12 protein-coding genes are annotated in these 20,752 nt (G+C 55.6%); 8 read left to right on the top strand and 4 right to left on the bottom strand.

What is annotated here, in order from left to right; translation table 11 throughout:
• Positions 1–236: 236 nt before the first annotated feature.
• Positions 237–2,375, bottom strand: a complete 2,139-nt coding sequence (locus tag QEH53_RS19080; RefSeq protein WP_309024816.1) for a GxGYxYP domain-containing protein — start codon at positions 2,373–2,375, stop codon at positions 237–239.
• A 143-nt stretch (positions 2,376–2,518) separates the two neighbouring features.
• Between QEH53_RS19080 and QEH53_RS19085 the strand changes: the two genes are divergently transcribed.
• The 3 genes from QEH53_RS19085 to QEH53_RS19095 are packed head-to-tail and all read left to right on the top strand — an operon-like array spanning position 2,519 to position 5,848.
• A complete protein-coding gene (locus QEH53_RS19085) occupies positions 2,519–3,334 on the top strand; it encodes a sugar phosphate isomerase/epimerase (RefSeq protein WP_309024817.1) in 816 nt (271 codons plus the stop codon).
• 31 nt (positions 3,335–3,365) lie between these two features.
• Positions 3,366–5,327 (top strand): CRTAC1 family protein, encoded by a 1,962-nt coding sequence (locus tag QEH53_RS19090; protein WP_309024818.1) that lies wholly within the window; start codon positions 3,366–3,368, stop codon positions 5,325–5,327.
• On the top strand, positions 5,324–5,848 hold the full coding sequence (locus QEH53_RS19095) for a RidA family protein (protein WP_309024819.1): 525 nt from the start codon (positions 5,324–5,326) through the stop codon (positions 5,846–5,848). Before QEH53_RS19090 ends, QEH53_RS19095 begins: the two co-directional genes overlap by 4 nt.
• 37 nt (positions 5,849–5,885) lie before the next feature.
• Here the strand turns inward: QEH53_RS19095 and QEH53_RS19100 are convergent, their stop codons facing one another.
• The gene (locus QEH53_RS19100; protein ID WP_309024820.1) at positions 5,886–7,157 is read right to left on the bottom strand and encodes an aminotransferase class V-fold PLP-dependent enzyme; all 1,272 of its coding nucleotides are present in this window, start codon (positions 7,155–7,157) and stop codon (positions 5,886–5,888) included.
• Between the two features lie 171 nt (positions 7,158–7,328).
• Between QEH53_RS19100 and QEH53_RS19105 the strand changes: the two genes are divergently transcribed.
• The 4 genes from QEH53_RS19105 to QEH53_RS19120 all read left to right on the top strand — a co-directional run bounded on the left by QEH53_RS19105 (position 7,329) and on the right by QEH53_RS19120 (position 14,467).
• Positions 7,329–8,030, top strand: a complete 702-nt coding sequence (locus QEH53_RS19105; RefSeq protein WP_309024821.1) for a peptidase E — start codon at positions 7,329–7,331, stop codon at positions 8,028–8,030.
• Positions 8,031–8,056: 26 nt separating this feature from the next.
• Positions 8,057–9,493: an enolase C-terminal domain-like protein gene (locus tag QEH53_RS19110; RefSeq protein ID WP_309024822.1), complete on the top strand. Its 1,437-nt coding sequence runs from the start codon at positions 8,057–8,059 to the stop codon at positions 9,491–9,493.
• Between the two features lie 156 nt (positions 9,494–9,649).
• Complete coding sequence (locus QEH53_RS19115) at positions 9,650–11,962, top strand: hypothetical protein (RefSeq protein ID WP_309024823.1); 2,313 nt, start codon at positions 9,650–9,652, stop codon at positions 11,960–11,962.
• Between the two features lie 72 nt (positions 11,963–12,034).
• The gene (locus QEH53_RS19120) at positions 12,035–14,467 is read left to right on the top strand and encodes a hypothetical protein (RefSeq protein WP_309024824.1); all 2,433 of its coding nucleotides are present in this window, start codon (positions 12,035–12,037) and stop codon (positions 14,465–14,467) included.
• A gap of 3 nt (positions 14,468–14,470) precedes the next feature.
• On the opposite strand, the gene QEH53_RS19125 is transcribed toward QEH53_RS19120, so the two are convergent.
• Positions 14,471–15,667, bottom strand: coding sequence for a DUF455 family protein (locus QEH53_RS19125; protein WP_309024825.1), 1,197 nt, complete (start codon positions 15,665–15,667; stop codon positions 14,471–14,473).
• A gap of 159 nt (positions 15,668–15,826) precedes the next feature.
• Entirely contained in the window at positions 15,827–19,177 is a 3,351-nt protein-coding gene (locus QEH53_RS19130) for a TonB-dependent receptor plug domain-containing protein (protein ID WP_309024826.1), read from the bottom strand.
• Between the two features lie 453 nt (positions 19,178–19,630).
• Here QEH53_RS19130 and QEH53_RS19135 point away from each other — a divergent pair, with 453 nt between their 5' ends.
• Positions 19,631–20,656, top strand: a complete 1,026-nt coding sequence (locus QEH53_RS19135; RefSeq protein WP_309024827.1) for a Gfo/Idh/MocA family oxidoreductase — start codon at positions 19,631–19,633, stop codon at positions 20,654–20,656.
• Positions 20,657–20,752: the final 96 nt, after the last annotated feature.

Genomic DNA, 20,752 nt, shown 5'->3' on the forward strand with positions numbered 1-20,752 from the left:
TGTCAATCCGACTATTTGTAATGTTATCTACCGACTATTTGCAAAGCTCAGCCTCGTAAAATTGGGCGATAGGGCTAGGACCAGTTGCCCTCTAAGCTCATCAAAGGGGGCATCGGTGAACGTTCTGACCACCCCCGGAACTTTGTGCGGACTTTCTCCAGAGGGAGCTTAAAGCGCCATTCCTTACTGTTTGATATCACTAGACTAGACGGGAGCTTAAAAGCGCTCAACTCTCCCTACTCCTCCGGCATCCAATCCTCCGGACGCGTGTAATTCTCGAAAGTCGGATCTTCCGCCGCCATCTTCAAGAACACGTCGAGCGACACCACTTCGAAAGCGGGGCCAAGGCTATCGAAAATCGCCTTTACCCGCGAAATATCGCTCCACTGTCGCACGTGCAAAAGCAGGAAATAAGGCCGAACCTCATTGATCGCCGCCAACTCCAGCAAATCCGCTCGCACCTCGGCTTCCGGTCGTCCGGGAGCCATATAATAATCGTAGGACAACATCGCTCGACCATCCTGGTGCACGAAGGTATAAGCGGGCGCATAACCGTTCAAAAAGCCGACCGCGTCCGGCATCTCCTCGAAATAGACATCCACCACCGATTGCGGCAAATCGGGATTTCCCTCGACCGAAGCCCCCTCCGAATAGTCCATGATTTCGAATACACTCAAATCAAGCGTCTCCATATACTCGCGCGACTTCCGCAGCGCCATCGGCAGCTTATCGCGCGGGATCGCCTTGGAATACATATAACCCGGGCCAGAAAGACCGCCGATAAACAGGTCGTTTGGCGTCCCTTGATCATAAAACATTTCCAAGATCGACGGCCCCATCCAAAGCCAGTTCGGCGTCACCTGCCAAGCGTAGGGAATCTCTCCACGGCCCGGACGCGTCCACGCCCCGATCCCCAGCGCATCCGTCTGCACCGCTGCGATGTACACCTTCTTCTCTGGCACGTAACGCACGCCGTCCTTCACGTTGTGGTTATTCTTGAATTCAAATCCTGGAGACAAGGGCACCTGCGTATTGAAACTCATATTCGGCAAGGTGTGCAGCCCCGAGACACGGATCAGATGCGAAGACGCCAGCTTCACGTGGTCACGCTCCTTGTCCTTCTTGTACGAGTGCCAACCAAAGCACATCCCCATCTCGTTCATCTCCGAAAAAAGCTTATCAGCGAGCTTATACTCGTCCGCTTCCGCCGGATCCTTCGCATCCGTAGAAAGATCCGTGAAAAAGCAGCGATGATACATGCCGAAATCCGCCACGCCGGGCTTCATGCGATTCCCATGCTCGCCGCCCATCCACACGATCGCGTCCTTGTTGCAGCGATCCCAATACGCGTTGTACGCCCACGTATAAATCTCGAAATCGTTCATTCCCGTAAACCGTCCCCGAAAGTCCTCCACCTGCTTCAGGCCGAACTCCTCGACGAGCGGTATCAGATCTTCGGTTACCACGATAGCATCCTCCAATCCCGCCACCGTAAACGCTACGATCAGCGAAGTCCGCACCTCCGGATCCCAAACCACGTACTTGTGAACCTTCCCCTCGAAGGCCGCCAAGGCCCGCCGCAGCGAAGCTATTTTCGTAAACGTAAACTGCTTCTTCTCTTTGTAGAAATCGAGAATCTCGTCCGTAAACCGAAAATCCCAAGTCTCCGGATAGATGAAGTACAACAACGGCGCCTCCCGATTCACCACCCCTTGCAGCGTGATCAAAGCCGCTTGCTCGGGCAACAAGCTTTCGATTTTCCAATCATCCGCCAACTCCATGTAAAAGGAATCTCGATACCCTTCCTTCTTTAGGCGAAAGCTCAAGGGCTGATCTGAAGGACGCGTCGGCCGAGAGATCGTCCAAGTCATGATCGTCCCCGTATCGTCCAAGGAAATCGTGGAACGACTCTTCAGATCCCGCTTCCCCTGCGACGACTGAATCGGAACATTTTCTTGCAGCGCCAAAACCTGAAACTCCTTTTCCCAACCCGCGCGGATCCGCCTCATTCCGCCGATCTCACGCCGCAGTCCCATAAAAACGTTGCTGGCAAAAACCTTGGCCGCGATCGGCACCTCGTTGACCGCACCGCCCAATGCCAAATCCAGAGTCTCCGCATGCGAGCGCCCTTCGCCCCACGTCTCCACGAGCAATACTTTTCCAGCCTCGACCGAACGGAAATCGAGCGAGACCGTTCCGTAGAGATCAAGATTGCTGCTCTCGTTTTCGATCAAAACCCACTTGCCCAGCCAATCCTCCGCTCTAGGCGCGGCCCTCGACTCCGCCGCCAAAAAACCTAGCACAGCGAGGACAACCATCAGCAGGACAACAAAGCGGCGAGATCCATAAATCTTCATCACAAAAAGCGGGCTCAAGGATTCAAGGGAGTTACTACGCAGTAAAAAGACGGTATCACAAAACGACGCCGATGCTTTCTCAATCAAGCCCCTGTTTTACCGAAAAGCGGCCTGCCTGCTGGCTCCTATTCTTGCGTTCTTTTTAAATCTAAATCCGAACTATGGAATTTTCTATACTCTCAGACGAAATCTCACTCGATATCAAAGAAGCCTTCGAACACGGAGCCGCCATGGGCTTCCGCAAGTACGAAATCCGCTGTATCGACGACTACGAACACCGCGTCCCCTACTTCAATCCCGGCCGCGAGCAGTTTCTCCAAGAGCAGGTCGACAGCGGCGCCATCGAAGTCACCGCTCTCACCCCCGGAGTCTTCAAAATCGACCTCAGCGACCCCGCCCTCGTCCGCAAGGAGCTCGACGAGACGCTTCCCCTAAGTTGCGAAATGGCAGTCCGCCTCAAGGCTCCCACCATCATCGTCTTCGGTTTTATGCGAGGCCTCGGATCCGAACGGTCCGAAGCAATCTCACTACTCAAGGAGGCCGCTCAGATCGTCAAACGCTACCATCTCAATCTCGCCATCGAAAACGAGCCGGGCTCTTTCTGCGACACGGGAGCGGCCACTGCCGCTATTGTCGAAGAAATCGACATGGACCACGTCGGCATCAACTGGGATCCCGCCAACGCCCTCACATCCGGCGAAGTTCCCTATCCCATCGGCTACGAACGCGTCCTTCCTCACCTGCAAAACATGCACATCAAGGACTGCATCCCCATCCCGCCCGACAAGTGGGAAAACCGTCTCGTCGGCGATGGCGGCGTCAACTGGATCGGACAACTGCAAGCCGTCATCAGAGACCAAAAGCTGCCGTTCCTCACCATAGAAACCCACGTCTTTCCCGTGCTCGAATCCACTCGCGAGGAGCTTCGCAGGCTGAAGATCTACCTCGAAACGATTAAGCAACTAGACCAAGCCTAGTACAGCTCCAAGCCTAGTACAGCTGTCCCAAATGCCTCCTCCCTTCGCCCGTCTCTCGATTCCGATCGCTGTCCTCCTCGCGTCAAACGCGTTCAGCGCTGCAAACCGCTCCACAGCTTGGACCCGAGCCACCGCCAGCGCAGGAATCGACGGCATCCAAGCTTCCCGCTTGAAGTTCGGCGATCTTAACAATGACCGAAGGCCTGACGTCGCTATACTCCCCTTCGACCTCGAATCACCACCGCGAGTCTTCCTCAATCAACCCACGAGCGAGCACTCCCTCGGATTCCAGTATATCGAAATTACGGATACAAGGCTTCCTCCTCTATCCAAGACCGACATCCTCGCTTTCGCCGATATCAACAACGACGGTACGCAGGATGCCATCATCGGTCGCAACCGCGATTTCTACCAAGACGACTACGTTCCGTCTTCTGAAGAGCCAACACAAAGCTCTTGGCTTCCTGGAAACGGTGACGGCAGCTTCGGCCCGCCTGTCGCTATAGGCGACGCCACCATCGCCACCACTTGCGCAATCGCAGTAGGCGACGTCAATGAGGACGGCCTGCCCGACCTATTCATTGGCAATTGGTACGAACGCTACTTTTCTGGATACGAAGCTTTCGCCAACGACCTGCTCCTCCAGTACAGGAATTCGGAAGGGCAAGCCGACTTCGTCCGCTGGCCACTTCCCCACGAAACCACGCCCACCGACTACACTACGGACCTCGGCGGACGCCCCACTTATGGCACCGCCTTCGCCCGACTCGACGACGGACTTCCCATGCTCGTCGAGCTCAACTACGGGCGACGCTGGAACCGTCTCTACAAAATGGAGACACGCCAGCCGCTTCGTGAACTCGCGGACGATCCCACCACTTCCTATACTCCCGGCGAATCCGCCGCGCTCCCTGCCCACCTCGTCCGCCATCTAAAAGGTCGAGACATCGCTCCCAGCGTCGGCGTTGACGGCGACTCGATCCGCCACGGTCGCCACCAAAAGTGGCCCGAAGAACTGGCTCGCGACAAACCGCGCTCGATGCGACCCGACGAACCACCCTTTCGAGCGAACGGTAACACCTTCGACGTCGCCATCGGCGACGTCGACAACGACGGTGACTTCGATCTCTTCTTCAGCACTATTTTCCACGCATGGGCGGGCGACTCGTCCGACCACTCTCGCTTCCTTGTCAACCAACTTGCTCAATCCGGAAGCGTCACGTTCGAAGAGTCGCAGCACCTCTCCGTCGACCGCTTGCCACCCCCTCCCTCTGCCGGTGAAAAATGGCAATACCATCACGTTCGCCAAAACCAGGGAGACATCTTCGCCGCCCTCGCTGACCTTGACCAAGACGGTCAACTCGATCTCATTCTTTGTTCATCCGACTATCCCGACGAACCGCCTTATGAAGAAAGACTCCGCATCTTTATCCAACAAACCGACGGCAGCTTCGCCGACCAAACCGCCGAGCTCGGCATCGACCACATCGGAGCCGGCATGCCCTCCATCGCAGACGTCGACCTCGACGGGGACCTCGACCTCCTCGTCGGCCAAAGTTTCAATCGGCTTACATCCGAAAAACGCCGAGCCGCCGCGCTCGCCAGCGGAGCCCTCGCATGGGACAGCCCCGAAGACGCCATCCCACAAAGACGCGCCACCCTCTTCCTCAACCCCGCCGCCGATCATAAACATTCTCTGACGCTTCACCTAAGCGGCGACCCCGCAAAAGGCGTCACCCGCGATGCCTTAGGCGCCATCGTACGCCTGACAGCCGATCTCGACAACGACCCTACCACCCCAGAGGTCACTCAAATGCGACAGCTGCTCGGCCCCGGAGGCCACGCGGGTAAGCAGAACGAACTCATCCTCCACTTCGGACTCGACCAGGCCACCCAAGCAACCCGAGTCGAGATCACCTGGCCTAACCCAAAACGACAAAAAACAACCTTGGAAAACCTGCCTGCTGGGCATCACCAAATTCATCAGCCATGAAAAAACGTATCTTCGCTTCCGCCTGCCTCGCTCTCTCTTGCCTCGTTGGCTCTACAAACGGGGCAAGCCCCGAAAGCCGCCTCCAAGAGCTCGACATAACGCTCGCCCAAAACAACGCCCCCGTAGCCAATTACGTGAGCGCTGTGCGCGCCGGCAATCTAATCTTCTTGGCCGGACACCTTCCCAAGGGCGAGGACGGCTCCTTGGTCACCGGAAAGCTCGGACAGGACCTATCCACCGAAGAAGGCTACGAAGCCGCTCGCCTCACCGCCATCGCTCTCATCGGAACCCTCAAGGGCGAACTTGGCGAACTAGGCAAAGTAAAGCGAATCGTCAAAGTGTCCGGCATGGTGAATGCCTCTCCGGACTACACCGAGCACTCGAAAGTGATCAACGGCTGCTCGGACTTGCTTGTCGACGTATTCGGAGACCGGGGACGCCATGCTCGCATCGCCTGCGGCTACAGTTCCCTCCCTCTCAATGCCGCCGTCGAGATCGACCTTATCGTCGAGGTCGAATAACCGCCCCCAGCTAGGGCCGCGCAAAAACCGGAAGGCCCTAAAGACCCGCGACAACCGAGCGCACCGCATCCGCATACCGGCGAGCGTCCGTCTCTTGATGATACACATGCCAGGAAGCGCGGACACCATTGAGGCCTCGCTCCGTAACTACGCGCGTGCGGAACTTATGCTCCCGCGACAAGCCGTTGTAGACTGTACCACAATCAACTCCGGGCACGCGAAAGGTTAAAATCGAACTGCGCATCGCCGGGTCGATCGGACTCAAGATTTCCAGTCCCTTGACCTCGCTCAATTCCTCTAGCACGAGCTGCGAGAGCGATGCTCCATGATCAGCGATCCTCTGGCGGCCAATCTGGTTTTGCAATTCGAAGGCAGTCTGCAAGCCAACCACACTCGCCGCGTTGCGAGTACCGTACTCGTGACGAACAGCGGAATCCACATAGGTGAGCGTCGAAGGCAGCTCGTATTCGTCATTGGAATACGCTCCGATATGACTGCAAGCGACCTCGTCGTTCCGCTCTGCCGCAATATAAACCATTCCCGTCTCGATCGGACCATTGAGCCACTTGTGCCCACTGGTCGCATACGAATCGCAACCGAGCTCTTTCAAGTTTACCGGGATCATCCCGGCACTCTGCGCTCCGTCGACGTGAAACCAGATCCCACGTCGTTTCGCTTCCGCGGCAATGGCCGGGATGTCGAAAATCAAACCCGTGGTCGCTGTGATATGACTCACTTGAATCACCCGCGTGCGATCCGTCACTTGATCAAAGAGCCGCTCTAAATTTTCTTCGGAGCTCGCGGAGCTTGGCTCGAAAATCTTCACCTTCACGCCATCCAATTTCTGGCGATTCATCCAGGCGAAAGAACCTCCCGGATGGGCGTGCGACTCGAATACAACCTCGTCTCCCTTCTTCAACGACAGTCCGCTCGATATCACAGAGTTGCCCTCTGAAGCATTTCGCACGAAGGCGATTTCGCTGGAGTTCACCCCGAAAAACGCCGCCGCGGTCTCGCGCGCCGGAGCTAGCAGCTTGTGATAATGCTCCCCAATTCGGGCTTGGGTCTGGCTCTGCTCGAACACTCTGTCCAGAGCCGGCTGGGAGGCAGGCCCGAGGCCGCCCGTGTTGAGATAGGTTACCTCTGAGCGTAGCGGGAAGAGAGAGCGCACTTGGTCCCAGTTATCCGTGGCCCACTTTCCAGAAGGGGCTAAGCGAGCCGCGGCATCGGATTTACCGAGGAGGCTCGATCCCACGAGTGCTCCAGCGCCGCTCGCGGCAATTGTCGTGATAAACCGTTTCCTGTTCATTGATAACCCCATCTACGCAAACTGAAGCAGGTACCTCGGCAATTGAAAGAAACTTCCGGTTTACAGTAACGCGAAACTTAGCCAAGAAGCCCTCGCATCCGGACCCGATTTCCTCAAAATCGATCCCTTAAAATCGGGTCATACCGGAAATTTCCAGACCGAAACCATAGCATGTCAAAGAAGCAAATCATCGCCATGGGCGGAGGTGGGTTCTCGATGGAGCCCGATAACCTGCTGCTCGACGCTTACGTTCTCTCCGCCTGCGAAAAACCGCAGCCCACCATCGGACTCCTGCCCACCGCAAGCGGCGACTCGGATTGGCTAATCTCCCGATTCTACCGCGCCTTCAACACGCTTCCCTGCCGCCCCAAGCACATCCCGCTCTTTCGCCAACCTGTCGACCTCGCAGCCGAGATCGAAGCGTGCGACGCCCTCTACGTGACAGGCGGCAATACTCGCAACATGCTCGCCATCTGGAAAGCCAGCGGCATGGACCGCCTGCTGCGCGACGCCTGGGAGCGTGGCGTCATTTTAGCTGGACTCAGCGCCGGCACTATTTGCTGGTTCGAACAAGGCCATACCGATTCCACCGGCAGCCTCTCCGCCATCGACTGCCTCGGTCTCTTGCCTGGATCCTGCTCCCCCCACTACGACGGAGAAACCCAGCGGCAAAGCTCCTACCACGAGCTGCTCAAAACCGGAAACATCTGTAGCGGCCTCGCCCTCGACGACGGAGCCGCCGCTCACTACCTCGGTAGCGAACGGGTAAAGATCGTCACCTCCCGCCCCGATGCCCGAGCCTTGGCAGTCAGCCTCGAAGATCAAAGCGTTCGCGAAATCGCCCTCCCAACAACCTACCTCGGCAAGGCCTAATCAGGAAAAAAATCCGACCCTCGTACATGATTCGACTCATAGACCAACGTATCCACTTTTTTCCCATCCGGACACGCATGCCTTTTCGCTACGGGATTGCGACCATGAGGAATCTTCCCATCGCCTTCGTCTTCCTCAAGTTCCAGTTCGGCGACGGTATTGCGGAGACCCGCTGGGGTATGGCCTCCGACCTACTGCCACCTCGCTGGTTCAAAAAAGATCCCGATCAATCGCCAGACTCCGAGATCCAGGAGATGAAGTCTGTCCTGCTGCACGCTATTGAAGCTGCCCAAGAGCTCGAAACGGAAACCCCGTTCGCCTTTTGGGATCAGCTTCATCGATTGCAACTCGAGTGGGCTGAGCAAAAAGGGATTCCCCCCTTGCTCGCCAACTTCGGCACAACCTTCGTCGAACGGGCACTACTCGACGCCTTCGCTCGCTTTCACCAAAAGCCCCTCTGCAAGCTTATCTCCCACAAAAAGCTCACCCTTGAGCTTGGAACGCTGCACCCCGAGCTTTATGGACTATCACCGGTTGACCTGCTTCCCAAAACACCGCTCCCGCGTATCCAAGCGCGGCATACGGTCGGTTTCGGCGACCCCCTTGAAGAACGAGACATCGCAGCCGATAACCGGGTTGCCGACCCGCTTCCGCAATCGCTGGAAGCCGCGATCGAACACTACGGGCTCACCCAGTTTAAAGTTAAAATCAACGGTCGGCTCGACGACGACCTCGCCCGCCTACGAGCCCTTGCCAAAATCTTCGAGCGCCTCTGCCCTCAGGGCTACGCCCTGTCGCTCGACGGCAACGAACAATTTTCAGATTGGCCCCAGTTCGCCGCTTTCTGGGCTCAGGCTCGAGCTAGCCCCGAACTCCATCCCTTGCTCGAGAACGTCCTCTTCATCGAACAGCCGCTTTCCCGAAGCGCCGCCCTTTCGAGCAGCGAGATCGGACAACTCCCCGACGGCAACGAGACGCCGCCTGTCATCATTGACGAGTCCGACGACGGTCCAGAAACGTTTCGACGAGCCCTCGCCTGCGGGTACCGGGGCGTGAGCCACAAGAATTGCAAAGGCGTCTTCAAGGGCATCGCCAACCGTTGCCTCATTGAGCACCGTAACCAAACTTCAGATACACACCTGATGATGAGCGGCGAAGATCTTTGTAACATCGGGCCCGTGGCCGTTTTGCAGGACCTCACCCTGCAATCCCTGCTCGGCAACGCCAGTGTCGAACGAAACGGGCACCACTACTTCTATGGCTTGTCCCCCTTTCCAACCGCAGTGCAAAGCCTGCTGGCGGAACGGCATCCTGAACTCTTCCAAAGCGCGATCGACGGCTCAGCCTGCCTACAAATCCATTGCGGCGAAATCCCGACCGCCCACTTGCACCACCTCCCCTTCGGCACGGGTTTTACGCCCGAAGAGCTTTCCGAGGCGCTCGGCCTGGAAACCTTGACGTAGAGGAACCGCGAAGGCGCGCAGCCGAGCCAGTTCCAGACTTTATCGTAAACTCAAAACCCTCTCGATTCCACCTGCCCTCTCTAGTCGGATAGGGGTCCTCGACTTCAAAGCGGGGTCACTTCCAGAACTAAAAGCCCGAACGAGGCATACTCAAAAATGACACTTTCCGAACTCCTCCAACGCTCTAGCGAAATCTGCATCCTCCACGACTCCATCGAGGTGGAAAATACAGCTGCTGCTCTCATCAAAGAAAGCGTCCCGGACGCCACCGTCCTGCAGAACGGCTCTGGAGCAAACAACGGCATCACCATCGGCGTCCTCTCTCCAGAGGAGGCCAAGAGCCGCAACGTCGATTCGCAAGGCAAAGAGCAGTGGATGTACATCCGGGCCAACGAGAAGACAGGAATCGAGCTTTACGCATCCCACACCTGGTTTATTTACCGGCTCGCCTATCAGCTCATTCACGACTTCGGCGACCGCTTAGTGAGCGACTTGGAGGCGGGCGAAGTCAGGCAAGCAACCTTCAAAAACCTCCGCACCTCTTACGACTCCCTACTCAACAACCACGCTCGCACGGCGAAGGACTTCGATCCCGAAGACCACATTCGCGAGATGGCTCAGATGGGCTTCACCCACGTCGAGGTCAATGGTCTCGCCACCACCTTCCCCGCCGAAGAAAACGCACCCGGCGAGCTCCTGTATTTATTCTACACCTACTGCGCCGCGCTCGACCAATTTGTCTACAGCAAGCTCAACAAAGGCATCTACCCCTACCACTACTTGCAGGCCAACCTTAACAAGCTCGTCCGCTCCGCCAAGCTCGCCGAAAAATACGGCCTTCGTGCCGGTCTCGTCTGCTTCGAGCCGCGCTCCGTATCGGACAAGCTCCTCGAGCGCTACCCCATGCTGCGCGGAGCCCGCGTCGACCACCCATTGCGCAGCTTCCGCCCCCGCTACAACCTTTGCACCTCGCACCCCGTCGTCCTCGACCACTACCAGGAAATGCTGGAGAAGATCATGCGAGCCGCGCCGAACATCGACTTCATGTCCATCTGGTCAAACGACAGCGGAGCTGGCTTCGAGTACACCGCCTCCCTCTACGTCGGACGCAATGGCGGCGGCTACGAGATTCGCGAGTGGAAAGACGAAAACGAGATCGTGGAAGCAGCAGCCAATAACATTCTCCGTTTCATGAAAACCCTGCGCACCGCAGGACGAAAGGTGAATCCCGACTTCCGTTGCATCCTCAAGAACGAAGTTTTCTACGCGGAACAAGATCACTTGAGAGCCAACCTCGAGCCGGGCCTCGAGTTCGAGACCAGCACCCTCGACACCAAAGGATTCGAAGGCGGGTATCAACATCCTAAATACGAGTGGGCAGACGACTTCATGTTCACCGGCCTCTTTAACCAGTTCCACGAAAAGGAGCGCAAACACATGGACGCCATCGAGGCCAAAGGCTCCAACGTACACGTCTACATCAACTCCGGCGCCTTCTGGAACCTCGAGCCGATCAAGGCAGTTCCTTACCCGAAGCTCATGTGGGAAAAGCTGCGCGACCTGCGGACCCAAGGCGTCGATTACGTGGCCAACATGACCGGTACCATTCCCGAGTCGCTGGCGTCCTACAACATCAACCAGGAAGTCCTGCGCGCCTTTCAGGCGGATCCAGACCTGCCATTGGAAACAGTGCTCAAGCGGGCCGCCGTCCGCTGGATTGGAGAAGAAGATGCCGATCTGCTCGTCCGGGCATGGCTGCTCGTCGACGAAGCCTATCGCAGCTACCCGCCTCCTGTGAGCGTACTCTCCTTCTGGAGCACTTGGTACCGCATCCTCGTTCGTCCGTTCGTTCCGAATTTCGAGGCCCTCACCGAAGAGGAGCGCGCCTTCTACGAAGACTTCCATCTCGGCCACGCCAACAACCGCGTACGCGTCGACTTCCGCCGCGAGGTCAACTTCGACTTCTGTACCCCCGAATACGGAAACAAGTGCCGCCACGCCATCAGCGACAACGTCTTCCCGGCTATCGAGCAAGCCATCGAGCTCGCCCGTAACGCCCGCAATCGCTCACCAGAAGGCTCCGAACGCCAAAAGGCTTGGACCACCCTGCTCGAGCGCTTCATCCCCATGAAGAACTGGTTCCGCACTCAGCGCAACGTGGCTGCTTGGGTCGAAGGCGTGCACGGCTACATGGAAGCGACGGACGATAAGGCCAAGGCCGATTTCCGCGAGTTAACCAAGCTCACCGTGCTCGACGAAAAGGCCAACGCAGCCGCGCTTCTCGAACATGTGCGCACCGCGACCACTGATTGGATGATCGAATCAGCCGTGGGCGAAACCACTTTCATCTACGGGTCCAACCTCGAGGAGCTCCTCGAAAAGAAGATCGCCCTCATGGAGGGACGCGAAGAGGACGAGCCCTTCGTCGACCCCGACTACATGTGGCGCGTGCCCGGAATTAACTGCTAAGAATCAAATAAGTTATAAACTCCGCCCCTTTGATACACTCGGAGGGGCGGCTCCATTTAGGCCGCTCTTCGCATGCTCCAATCCGCTAACCTACTCGATACCGCTGATCTAGATCCGCCCATGGGGGATCTCTTTTCCTTCCGAACGCTCTCCGAGTGTCGCTCGGTCTGGACTGCCCCCAAAACGGGCGAAAGCGATGCCCCCGCGCAGCGCATCATCCACTGCCGCGCTTTCACCCCGACCGGTAGAGCCACTGTCGAACGCATCGGCTTCCGCAACGCTCCTGGCTATCACAAATGCGGCAGCCATCAGGAGGACGACTGGATCGTCGATCTGCGTATCCTAACATTGGACACGCCTCACAGCGAGTGGAGAGAGCTCCACTACCTGCGCGACCTACCACAACAAGCGAACAAGGCGTTCAAGTGGGTCGATTTGGGCGAACTCAAAACCTACGGACTCATTTTAGAAATCCGCCGTTGTGGTATCGACGACTGGTGGACGCCCTGGAATCTCGCCGCACAAGCCTTCGTAGTCGAAGGGAAGCTACACGATCCAATTGCCCCGCGCAACGAGGCGCTCATCGAAACTTCTAACATCGACCTTTCTGCACTACCCGAAGGCCTGCAAGCAATCCAGAGCAACGGCCAAATCCGTTATAAGTCCGACACCCTCGAAATCGGCTTCTATCTCAGCCGTACCGGATTCTCCTACTTAGGCATCGACCAGACAGGTAAGAGCAAAACGGATACCAACCTCCTACAAGTCGGCCCCGGCTCCTTCCACCAAGGAGCTATGCTTTCACCGCTTGGCGACATACCTGTGGCAGATCCCGCTGTCCGTTTCCGCTTCACTGGCACGGTTTCCGTCGAAGCGAACACCATCGTCTACCAACTGCACAACGAACGCTGCGGACAAAGCTATCGGCTTGAATGGACGGTTCTGCCCGAAAAGCTCCACTTAAAGATCAAACGCGAATCGCAACGCCCACAGCGAGCTTGGCACAGCGCTGCTTGGCGGATGAGCTTCCACGCCCCCGCCGCCGCCAGCCAAATCATCGCCCTCGTGGACACGTGCGGACAAACCGGTAGCTTTGAAAGCCCGGCCATCCTGCACGCACCTGCCAACGGAAGCCTAGCCATTTGTGCAGCAGGCAAAGCCAAAGCTCGCTTGGAGGTATTACGCCCTCGCGATCGGATTGAACTGGAGTTGAAGGCCGGTGAAGTCCCCTGCGAAGAAGGCGATTGGCTTTTGGAACCGGGTACCCATGAAGCGAGCTGGACTTTCGAAGTAACGCGTCCGGCCTTCGCCCTCTCGCCCGAAGCTCCCAAAGCCGCGCGTGCTGCCATCGTGCAAGCCGGATTCACCGGTCTCAACTTTCGCCCCGATACCGCCACGCTCAGTAACAACGGAGCATCCATGCACTGTCCCATTTCCATGGATACGTGGGCATGCCAGTGCCTGAGCATGGGCGAGCTGCTGCCAGGCTTACGCAGCGAGGATCTGCTGCGCCTTTCCCTGGAGCGTTGGCTCACCGGTGGCCCGGGTTACGCAGGCGGAAACCTCAAGCAAGAAGGATCCCTACACTCCGGAGAGGACGAATACCTCATGACCGGAACGGCCACGCTGCTCGGGCTCGCCGAATACTTGCACAAGGCAGCCACGCCCGCGTGGATCGAGCGCTTCAGCAAAGAAATCGAGCAAAAGATCCGCGAAATGCAGGTGCGCGACCTGGACGGCGATGGGCTGATCGAAAGCCCCTTTCGCACCGGGACGTCCGGCTCTCGACAGTGGAGCACTTGCTGGTACGACGTGATCTCCTACGGCTGGAAGGACGCCTTCAGCAACGCCCTGCTCTACGAAGCTCTAAACCACCTCGCCCAAGCCTTGCCGGGATCAGTTCTGGCGCATTGGTGCGAGCCCGTCGAAACATGGAAGACCCAGATACACGCGTCCTACTTCAACACGTTCTTCAACCTGGAAACCGGCTGGCTGGCCGGCTGGGTTTGCAAGGAAGGTAAACTCCATGATCACGCCTTTCTGGCAGCGAACGGAGCCGCCATCGCAGCCGGTCTCATAGAACTGGATACCGCAAAATCCATCCTGCAAAACTTACTCGCGGAAGCGAAAGCTGTAGGCATGCCGACCGCCCGCTTAGGTCTGCCGGGAAACTTGCGATCAATCCCCGACGAAGATCTCTCCGACATCATACAAGGCTACCCCTTCGGCTATTATCAGAACGGCGGCCGCACCCACGCCCAAGCTCGCCATTTCTTGCGCGGCCTCTACGCAGTCGGCCTCCGCCAGAAGGCAGACGTACTGCTCCAGGAACTCAGCCAAGGACTCGCGGCAGCGGAAGTCTTCGGGGGATGCAAGAGCGGTCTCGATTGGCGCTACTGGGACGATCGCCCCTGCGGCTACGAGGGCCTACTCACCGACCAGTTCGGAGTGATCGGCCTTATCCTCGAGCGCTATGGCTTACCAACCGAGACCAGCCAACCTTAGTTTCTAAAACGGAGCGTCGATAGTGGAGACGGGCTTGCCCCTAACCGTGCTGAGGTGGGCTTTCACCTCTTCGACGATATCATCGAGATCACGATGATCATCATCTAAAAGAAAGTCCGTCCAGCGGCTTCCATAGCGGACGTGATTGATCTCGTCCGACCAATCCTGATCGGCAAAAAGCTGGCTGCGGATATCCCCTACTTTCTCGTAGTCCTTCACACGTTTCCCTTTGCGTGGCATGAAGTAGGCCTCAAGACCACGCGTCAGGTAAGCGATGCGATGAAGCAAAGGCAGCCCTTGCGATTCGTCGAAGAGCACAGGGTTCACGCGATCGGGTTCGCAACCGAGTTCGCGGAGGCGAATGCAACCAAACTCGCTGTGCCGGGCCTCATCCCAAAAATGACGGCTAAAGTCTGCTGACATTTCCCACGGATAGTCGCTATCGGCCGCGTCATAGAGAATACTCGCCAAGAGGGCCGCCGCATAAAACTCGTTAAAGAAAACCTTAAACTGCTCAATTGTTGCTTGCCCGGCGTCCATCTTTTCTCGCTCTTCGTAGGAGCAAAGCGGACCGACCGTTATCCTGGAGTCAAAATGGATTCGCTCAGGACGAACGAAAGGTTGGTAGTTGGTAATCGTATACGGCTCGCCATGCGGCAACTCGCCGTGCAAGCCTCCCATCGATTCTATGAGAGCCTTAATTTCCTTGGCCCATTCGTTATTCTCTACATCCAAACCGAGGCTCAGGAACCATGCTTGCTGATCCTCCAAGTCTTTTAACACACGCCGGAGTAGCCGAATCTCGTTCGCGTTTGCAGAACGATCAAACTCCTTGAGGTCAGCTTTAATCGATTTGATAACCTCTGCCTGTAAGACTCCGTAGTATCCAGCGAAAAAATCAGTATCGGCCGGAGCGAGCATAACGATATCACACAATTCCCGCAGCCGCGGTTGGATGTTCGCGTTCGGGTTACCGCCCCGCATCTCACCTAGGCGATTGCGAATCCATGTCACGTGTTCGGAATTGTCGTAAAGGTGGTAAGACAAGGCATATTTGTGTTCAAAGTCACCTATACGCAGAAACCATCCGGACAAGGTCTTGATTGATCGACGGGCGATCCAACCATAGTTACGAAGCCGCTGAGCTGCATTAGAAATCCCGAAGCCACGAGCCTCGTCCTTATCATATTTTTCGGTCATAATATATCTATCTCTACAATCCCCAAAAACCAATCTTCAATCCGGTTAGTATACGGACTATAATACATCTATGTAATCGATTACATACCACACAAAAGAGGCCCCCCACATGAGGGCCTCTTCGCTAGAACAAAATAACTAATTTAACTAGTATCAAATTTACCATTCGTACGTTGCCGAAAGAGTCGTGAGGCGACCTCTCAAGAAACGGTAAGTCATGCTACCATCTGGGTTAGCATAGGTTGGCACGAGATCGTCATTGTCGAATAGGTCCTTGATGTTCAACTGGACAGAAAAACTCCTGTCATTGTTAAGAACGTATTCAGAACGGAAGAACAGATCGACGTAGTCTTGCGAACCGGCGTAGAATGGCTTTGATGTGTCGAATGCCATGTCACCGAATTCATTTTCGGAAACCCCAAAACCAATACCAGCTTCGTCTTCCCAACGATAGCCACCACCAAGGGTAAACCTACCGAGGAAGTCAGGGATGGAACCACTGTCACGATCGAAGGCGTAACTTGTGTTGAAGTTAAACCTCCACTCTCTTTGCTCGATAGAGGGAATACCTTCTTGAGTAAGAGCCTTTGCAACGGGCGTGAGGATCGATTCTTGAGCTAATTGCGCGAGCGTTTTAGTACTAAGATCGTCGATGTAAAAGTTCTGCGCGAACGAGCTATCAACCCAATTTGGCTTTACGAAGTCTGCAGCGTAATTTCGTAGGACTGGATAGATGTTCGATAGAACAGTCTGCTGCTTGGCCACACCGATCATGTTCGTCCAACGCGGATTCGGATTAATAGCGAGCTCTAGCTCGTAACCCTTGGCCGTGTAGTCTTGAGTGCCGTTATCGTTCGAGTTGCGATCCATCGACGCCGTGAACGCTGTCCAATTCGGAGAGAACCCATTCATATCGAGAACGCCTTGTGGAGGAAGTACCGCTTGAGCATCAGCTGCCGTGAAACCTTGAGCTATGTTATCCGGATTATCGAGCTGCTCTACGAGGTTTCTAAGAATTCCCTCGCTTGAGGAAACGCCACCTGCATCGAAGCTATTATTTAGGATGCCTGTCTCATATTTATTCAAACGGACAGAGACCTTGCCATCGAAGCCAGAAAAGATGACACCCATTTCTTCGGTCGATCCAGTAACCGGGTCAATCTGCTCGTTGTAGATATTCACACGACCACTACTTGGCTGGAAGTTGTCAGACTCGGTCATGTAGAAAGAGAGGTTTGGCACGTCGCCACCGAGAAGTTCACGTAGGTGGAGCGTGGCGCTCCATGAGGTAGTGTCCTCGTCAGCGTCTTCTGTCAGATTCTCGGCAAGAGGACCCGCAACGAAGGTTGGATCGTAGACCCTGTCTCCGTCTGAAGTAATGCCCACTCCTCCTGGAGCGCTGATCGACTCACTGCTCAATTTATCATTACGCCAGGTTCCCATCAAGACGAGCGCATTGTCCCATAGGTACTGCTGTGCAACTACCACCTTCGAATCCAGCGTTTCTAAACCTTTACCAGCGTAGAAAGATGCTGGGTAGTTGTTACCGTCATCCAAGGTGTAGGTTCTAGCGTCAAAATCGACGAAGGCTCCAGCTTTTTGAGACCAAGAAGTCCATGTACCAGAATAAGGGCGATCGCGCTCCTGCCCGAAGGGTACGGCACCGATGTTGGCACCCTTCAAATCGTCGAGCGAGGTGATGCCGAGGTAATCGATGTTTGTATTGTGCGGCAGTGCGAAGATGCTACCAGTACGAATGGTAGCCGAACTCAAGGCAGTATCGCCTTGGATCGCCGCCATGACTGAGGCTGGATCTATTTTGTAGCGACCATAAGACTCAGAGTCGCGTAGCTCTCGCTCTTGCAGCACTCCGGTTACCTTTAGTCGGCCAAGGAGACGGGAAACCAGCCCTTCGTCCATGAAGTCTTCAAAGCGGATTTCGCCGTAACCAGTTAAACGAGTTGAATCGCGATCAGCTGACAGGTTGTTACCTTGCCACCAGCCGCCAATAACCGGCTTGCCAAAATGCGGATTCGGCACTAACGCTCCGCCCGGAGTGCCGTCCACCGTATCGAGCAGGTACATATTAGGATCTATATAAATCGTGCGTTGGCTCAATCCTTGAAGAGGGTTCGACGACTTTGAGAATTGCTCCTGCTTGAACATCGCCAGTTCGAATCCAAGTTGATGGTCAAACCAAGACCCCTCAATCGAGCCTTCCAATATTCTCCAATCGGAATCCTGAGAGTGTGCCCCACCGGTGTAGAGGTGTTTTCTGTAATCGAAGATACTCGTATCGGTAATCTGAGTGGCGACATTTCCAGCAACATAGAAGTTAGAAGTGCCAGCTTCCACAGGAGTACCATCAGGATAATACCCCGTTGTACGAATGATGTTTTCGCGAGTACGTGGCTGGAAGAGCATCATCTCTCCCGTAACCGTGCCGCCGGGTGCTCCCCGGTTCGCTCGCACGAAGGTATTGCCTCCAAAGAATGGCGCTGGATTCGTCGTATCGAAATAGCTTACGAAGCCGCTGGATGAACCGGGGCCAGCTAAATCCAAGAACCCGTTGTTGGGAACGCCTGGTACGAAGTCCCCAGTGCCGCGCCATAAATCGGAGCCGTCAGCACCACCCGTGGAGATCGGCTTGCCCATCTCGATCCACGGAGTGATACCGTCATTTGGAGGTGTTGGGTCAGGATTTGCACCATGACGTGCGCCAGACTCAATGCTGCCATAAGCGCGGAAGTGATCGTTGATCTTCCAAGCTAATGACAAATAAATTCGCTCGTCTTCGAGAAACGCTTCTTGCTGTTCGTACTTCCGATCCTCGACAAGACCTGCTACCCGAATAGCGAGCTTGTCCTGAATGATCACCTGATTGTGACGGAAGGACGCTCTCTGAGTACCGTGTTCGTCAGTCTCGAGACGAACACGACCAAAATTTTCGTTCAAGCCCGCTCGCAATGTCGTATTGTTAACGATGCCACCTGGACTACCGATACCAAAAAGAGCCGAATTCGCCCCTCGTTGCACTTCGATTCGCTCGGTGTTATAAGTGTCGAACGGTACCTCGGTGTTAAAATAGTTACGCGTCAGATCAGCCGACGCGAGGCCACGGACACGAGTGTTTCCGCCTTGCGGCCGGTCGGTTTCCCCTTCAGGAATCTGATTGCCTGCAGAGGACTGGTAGCCAGAAAAGTTACCGCCAAGCCCAGAGACTTCAGTATTAGGAGTGAACAAGAGCGCGTCGCCAATCGTGTTCGACCCCGTATCATCCAGAAAAGCTTCGTTAAGAATAGAAACCGAAGCCGCGATGTCACGCATGTTAGTGCTCAAACGAGTTCCGGCGAGCGAGGAGGTTGATAGGTATCCGACATCCTGCGATCCATCTACCTCGAAAGGCGATAGCTCGAATATATCCTCGTCATCCGAGGCAGCGTCTTGGGCATTCAATCCCGAGAGCGCAAATACGCTGCACAAGGGCAGCGACAATCTTAGTAGTTTCATAAGGCGTTTTTTAGAGGTGTTGGTAGGGGTTTAGGCAGCCACTAAGCGTATCCTGAGAGCGAGTCTGGTAAATCAAAAGGGACAGTTGCCATGAAGGTGAATGCCCACTTTCTTCGGTAATAAATGTTGGTCCATGGTGATGGATTGCTCGCTTCCAACGAAACAAAGAGTGTCTGACCGTACCAAAAGCTATCCCATTCGCATCATTTTCATCTACCCATTTACTGTTTTACAGTAATCCGTAAACCGCAACGCCGCCCTCACGAATGACTCCGTCTTATAATGAGGAGTAGCCCAACCTGCAGCCGTCGAAACTGTCCGGATAACAAGCTGAACGCCGACTCGACGCAGCCGCTCAAGCGCGCTTTACTGTAAAGCGCCCACAGCTTTCTCAAAACGATCCAACTTGACGCAACCTGCAAACCTACCTCGAGAGACCTACCAAACCACCAAGTGAGCAAAGCATCATTACCGATCAAAACGGCAATCATCGGATTTGGGCAAAGCGGAGAGCTCTCCCACGCTTACGGAATCCTAGCCAATCCCGAGTTCGAAATCGTCGCCACCTGCGACCTCTCGCAGACACGCCGAGAATACGCATCGCAGATGCTGGGTTGCCCCAGCTATTGCGACCATCACGAACTTCTTAAATCTCGTGACGATATCGAACTCGCCGCCATCGTAACCCGTTCAGACACGCACTGCGAGGTCGCCTGCGCACTATTGGCAGCTGGTATCAATGTGCTCATCACGAAACCTTGGGCCCTAGACCAAGCGGAGGCTGCCCAATTGATCCGCGCCAAGGAAAAAAGCGGCAAACAGATATTTCCTTGGATACCCATGTACTGGTCTCCCGAATACAACGAAATCAAACGGCTGATTGAACAGGACTCGATCGGGCGCATCTTCACCATTCGTCGCTACATTGCCCAATTCAGCAAACGCTCGGACTGGCAAACCGAGCTCAAGTACGGAGGTGGCTACCTCAACAACTGGGGTGCCCACATCGTACAACCCTTGCTCGGTCTCGCGAACAGCCTCGTCCAAAGACTCTCAGGCCACCTCCAGCAAGTCATAAACGGCGGCGACGGAGACGACAACTTCCTGGCGGTGATGGAATTCGAAAATGGCATACGCGGAATCGCTGAATATGCCCAAGCCATCGAAGGCTTACCCTCCTTCCTCGTTCAAGGCACCCACGGGACGATCGTCTCCGATGGTGAAAAGATAACGCTGCTACAAAAGGATCCCGCGTCGCCGGACGTCGGTAAACGCAGCGAGCTCCCTATCGTCGGAAAGCGCTTCGGAGACGAAGCCCACATCTACCGCGATGTCGCCAAGACGCTACGCGACGCCGCCCCTTTTCCCGCATCGGTGGAAGACGCCTACTACGGCACCGTAGTGCTCGACGCCATACGAGAGTCGCAGGTCAAAAGCGCATTCGTATCCAATTTACTGCCACTCGCTCCCTCCCTTTGAACGTTCCACATTACTATGGCTTCTTCAGCAAACTCAGTACCCCAAATACGCCCTAGGATAAAGATCTGAATCACCCTAGACATCAAATACGCTGAC

Source organism: Pelagicoccus sp. SDUM812002 (assembly GCF_031127835.1).
Taxonomy (GTDB): domain Bacteria; phylum Verrucomicrobiota; class Verrucomicrobiia; order Opitutales; family Opitutaceae; genus Pelagicoccus.

Excerpts from the sequence above, each read along its gene's own strand:
- QEH53_RS19115 (WP_309024823.1), top strand. The coding sequence starts at position 9,650 with ATGACACTTTCCGAACTCCTCCAACGCTCTAGCGAAATCTGCATCCTC.
- QEH53_RS19085 (WP_309024817.1), top strand. The coding sequence starts at position 2,519 with ATGGAATTTTCTATACTCTCAGACGAAATCTCACTCGATATCAAAGAA.
- QEH53_RS19110 (WP_309024822.1), top strand. The coding sequence starts at position 8,057 with ATGATTCGACTCATAGACCAACGTATCCACTTTTTTCCCATCCGGACA.
- QEH53_RS19090 (WP_309024818.1), top strand. The coding sequence starts at position 3,366 with ATGCCTCCTCCCTTCGCCCGTCTCTCGATTCCGATCGCTGTCCTCCTC.
- QEH53_RS19100 (WP_309024820.1), bottom strand. The coding sequence starts at position 7,157 with ATGAACAGGAAACGGTTTATCACGACAATTGCCGCGAGCGGCGCTGGA.
- QEH53_RS19105 (WP_309024821.1), top strand. The coding sequence starts at position 7,329 with ATGTCAAAGAAGCAAATCATCGCCATGGGCGGAGGTGGGTTCTCGATG.
- QEH53_RS19130 (WP_309024826.1), bottom strand. The coding sequence starts at position 19,177 with ATGAAACTACTAAGATTGTCGCTGCCCTTGTGCAGCGTATTTGCGCTC.
- QEH53_RS19120 (WP_309024824.1), top strand. The coding sequence starts at position 12,035 with ATGCTCCAATCCGCTAACCTACTCGATACCGCTGATCTAGATCCGCCC.
- QEH53_RS19125 (WP_309024825.1), bottom strand. The coding sequence starts at position 15,667 with ATGACCGAAAAATATGATAAGGACGAGGCTCGTGGCTTCGGGATTTCT.
- QEH53_RS19095 (WP_309024819.1), top strand. The coding sequence starts at position 5,324 with ATGAAAAAACGTATCTTCGCTTCCGCCTGCCTCGCTCTCTCTTGCCTC.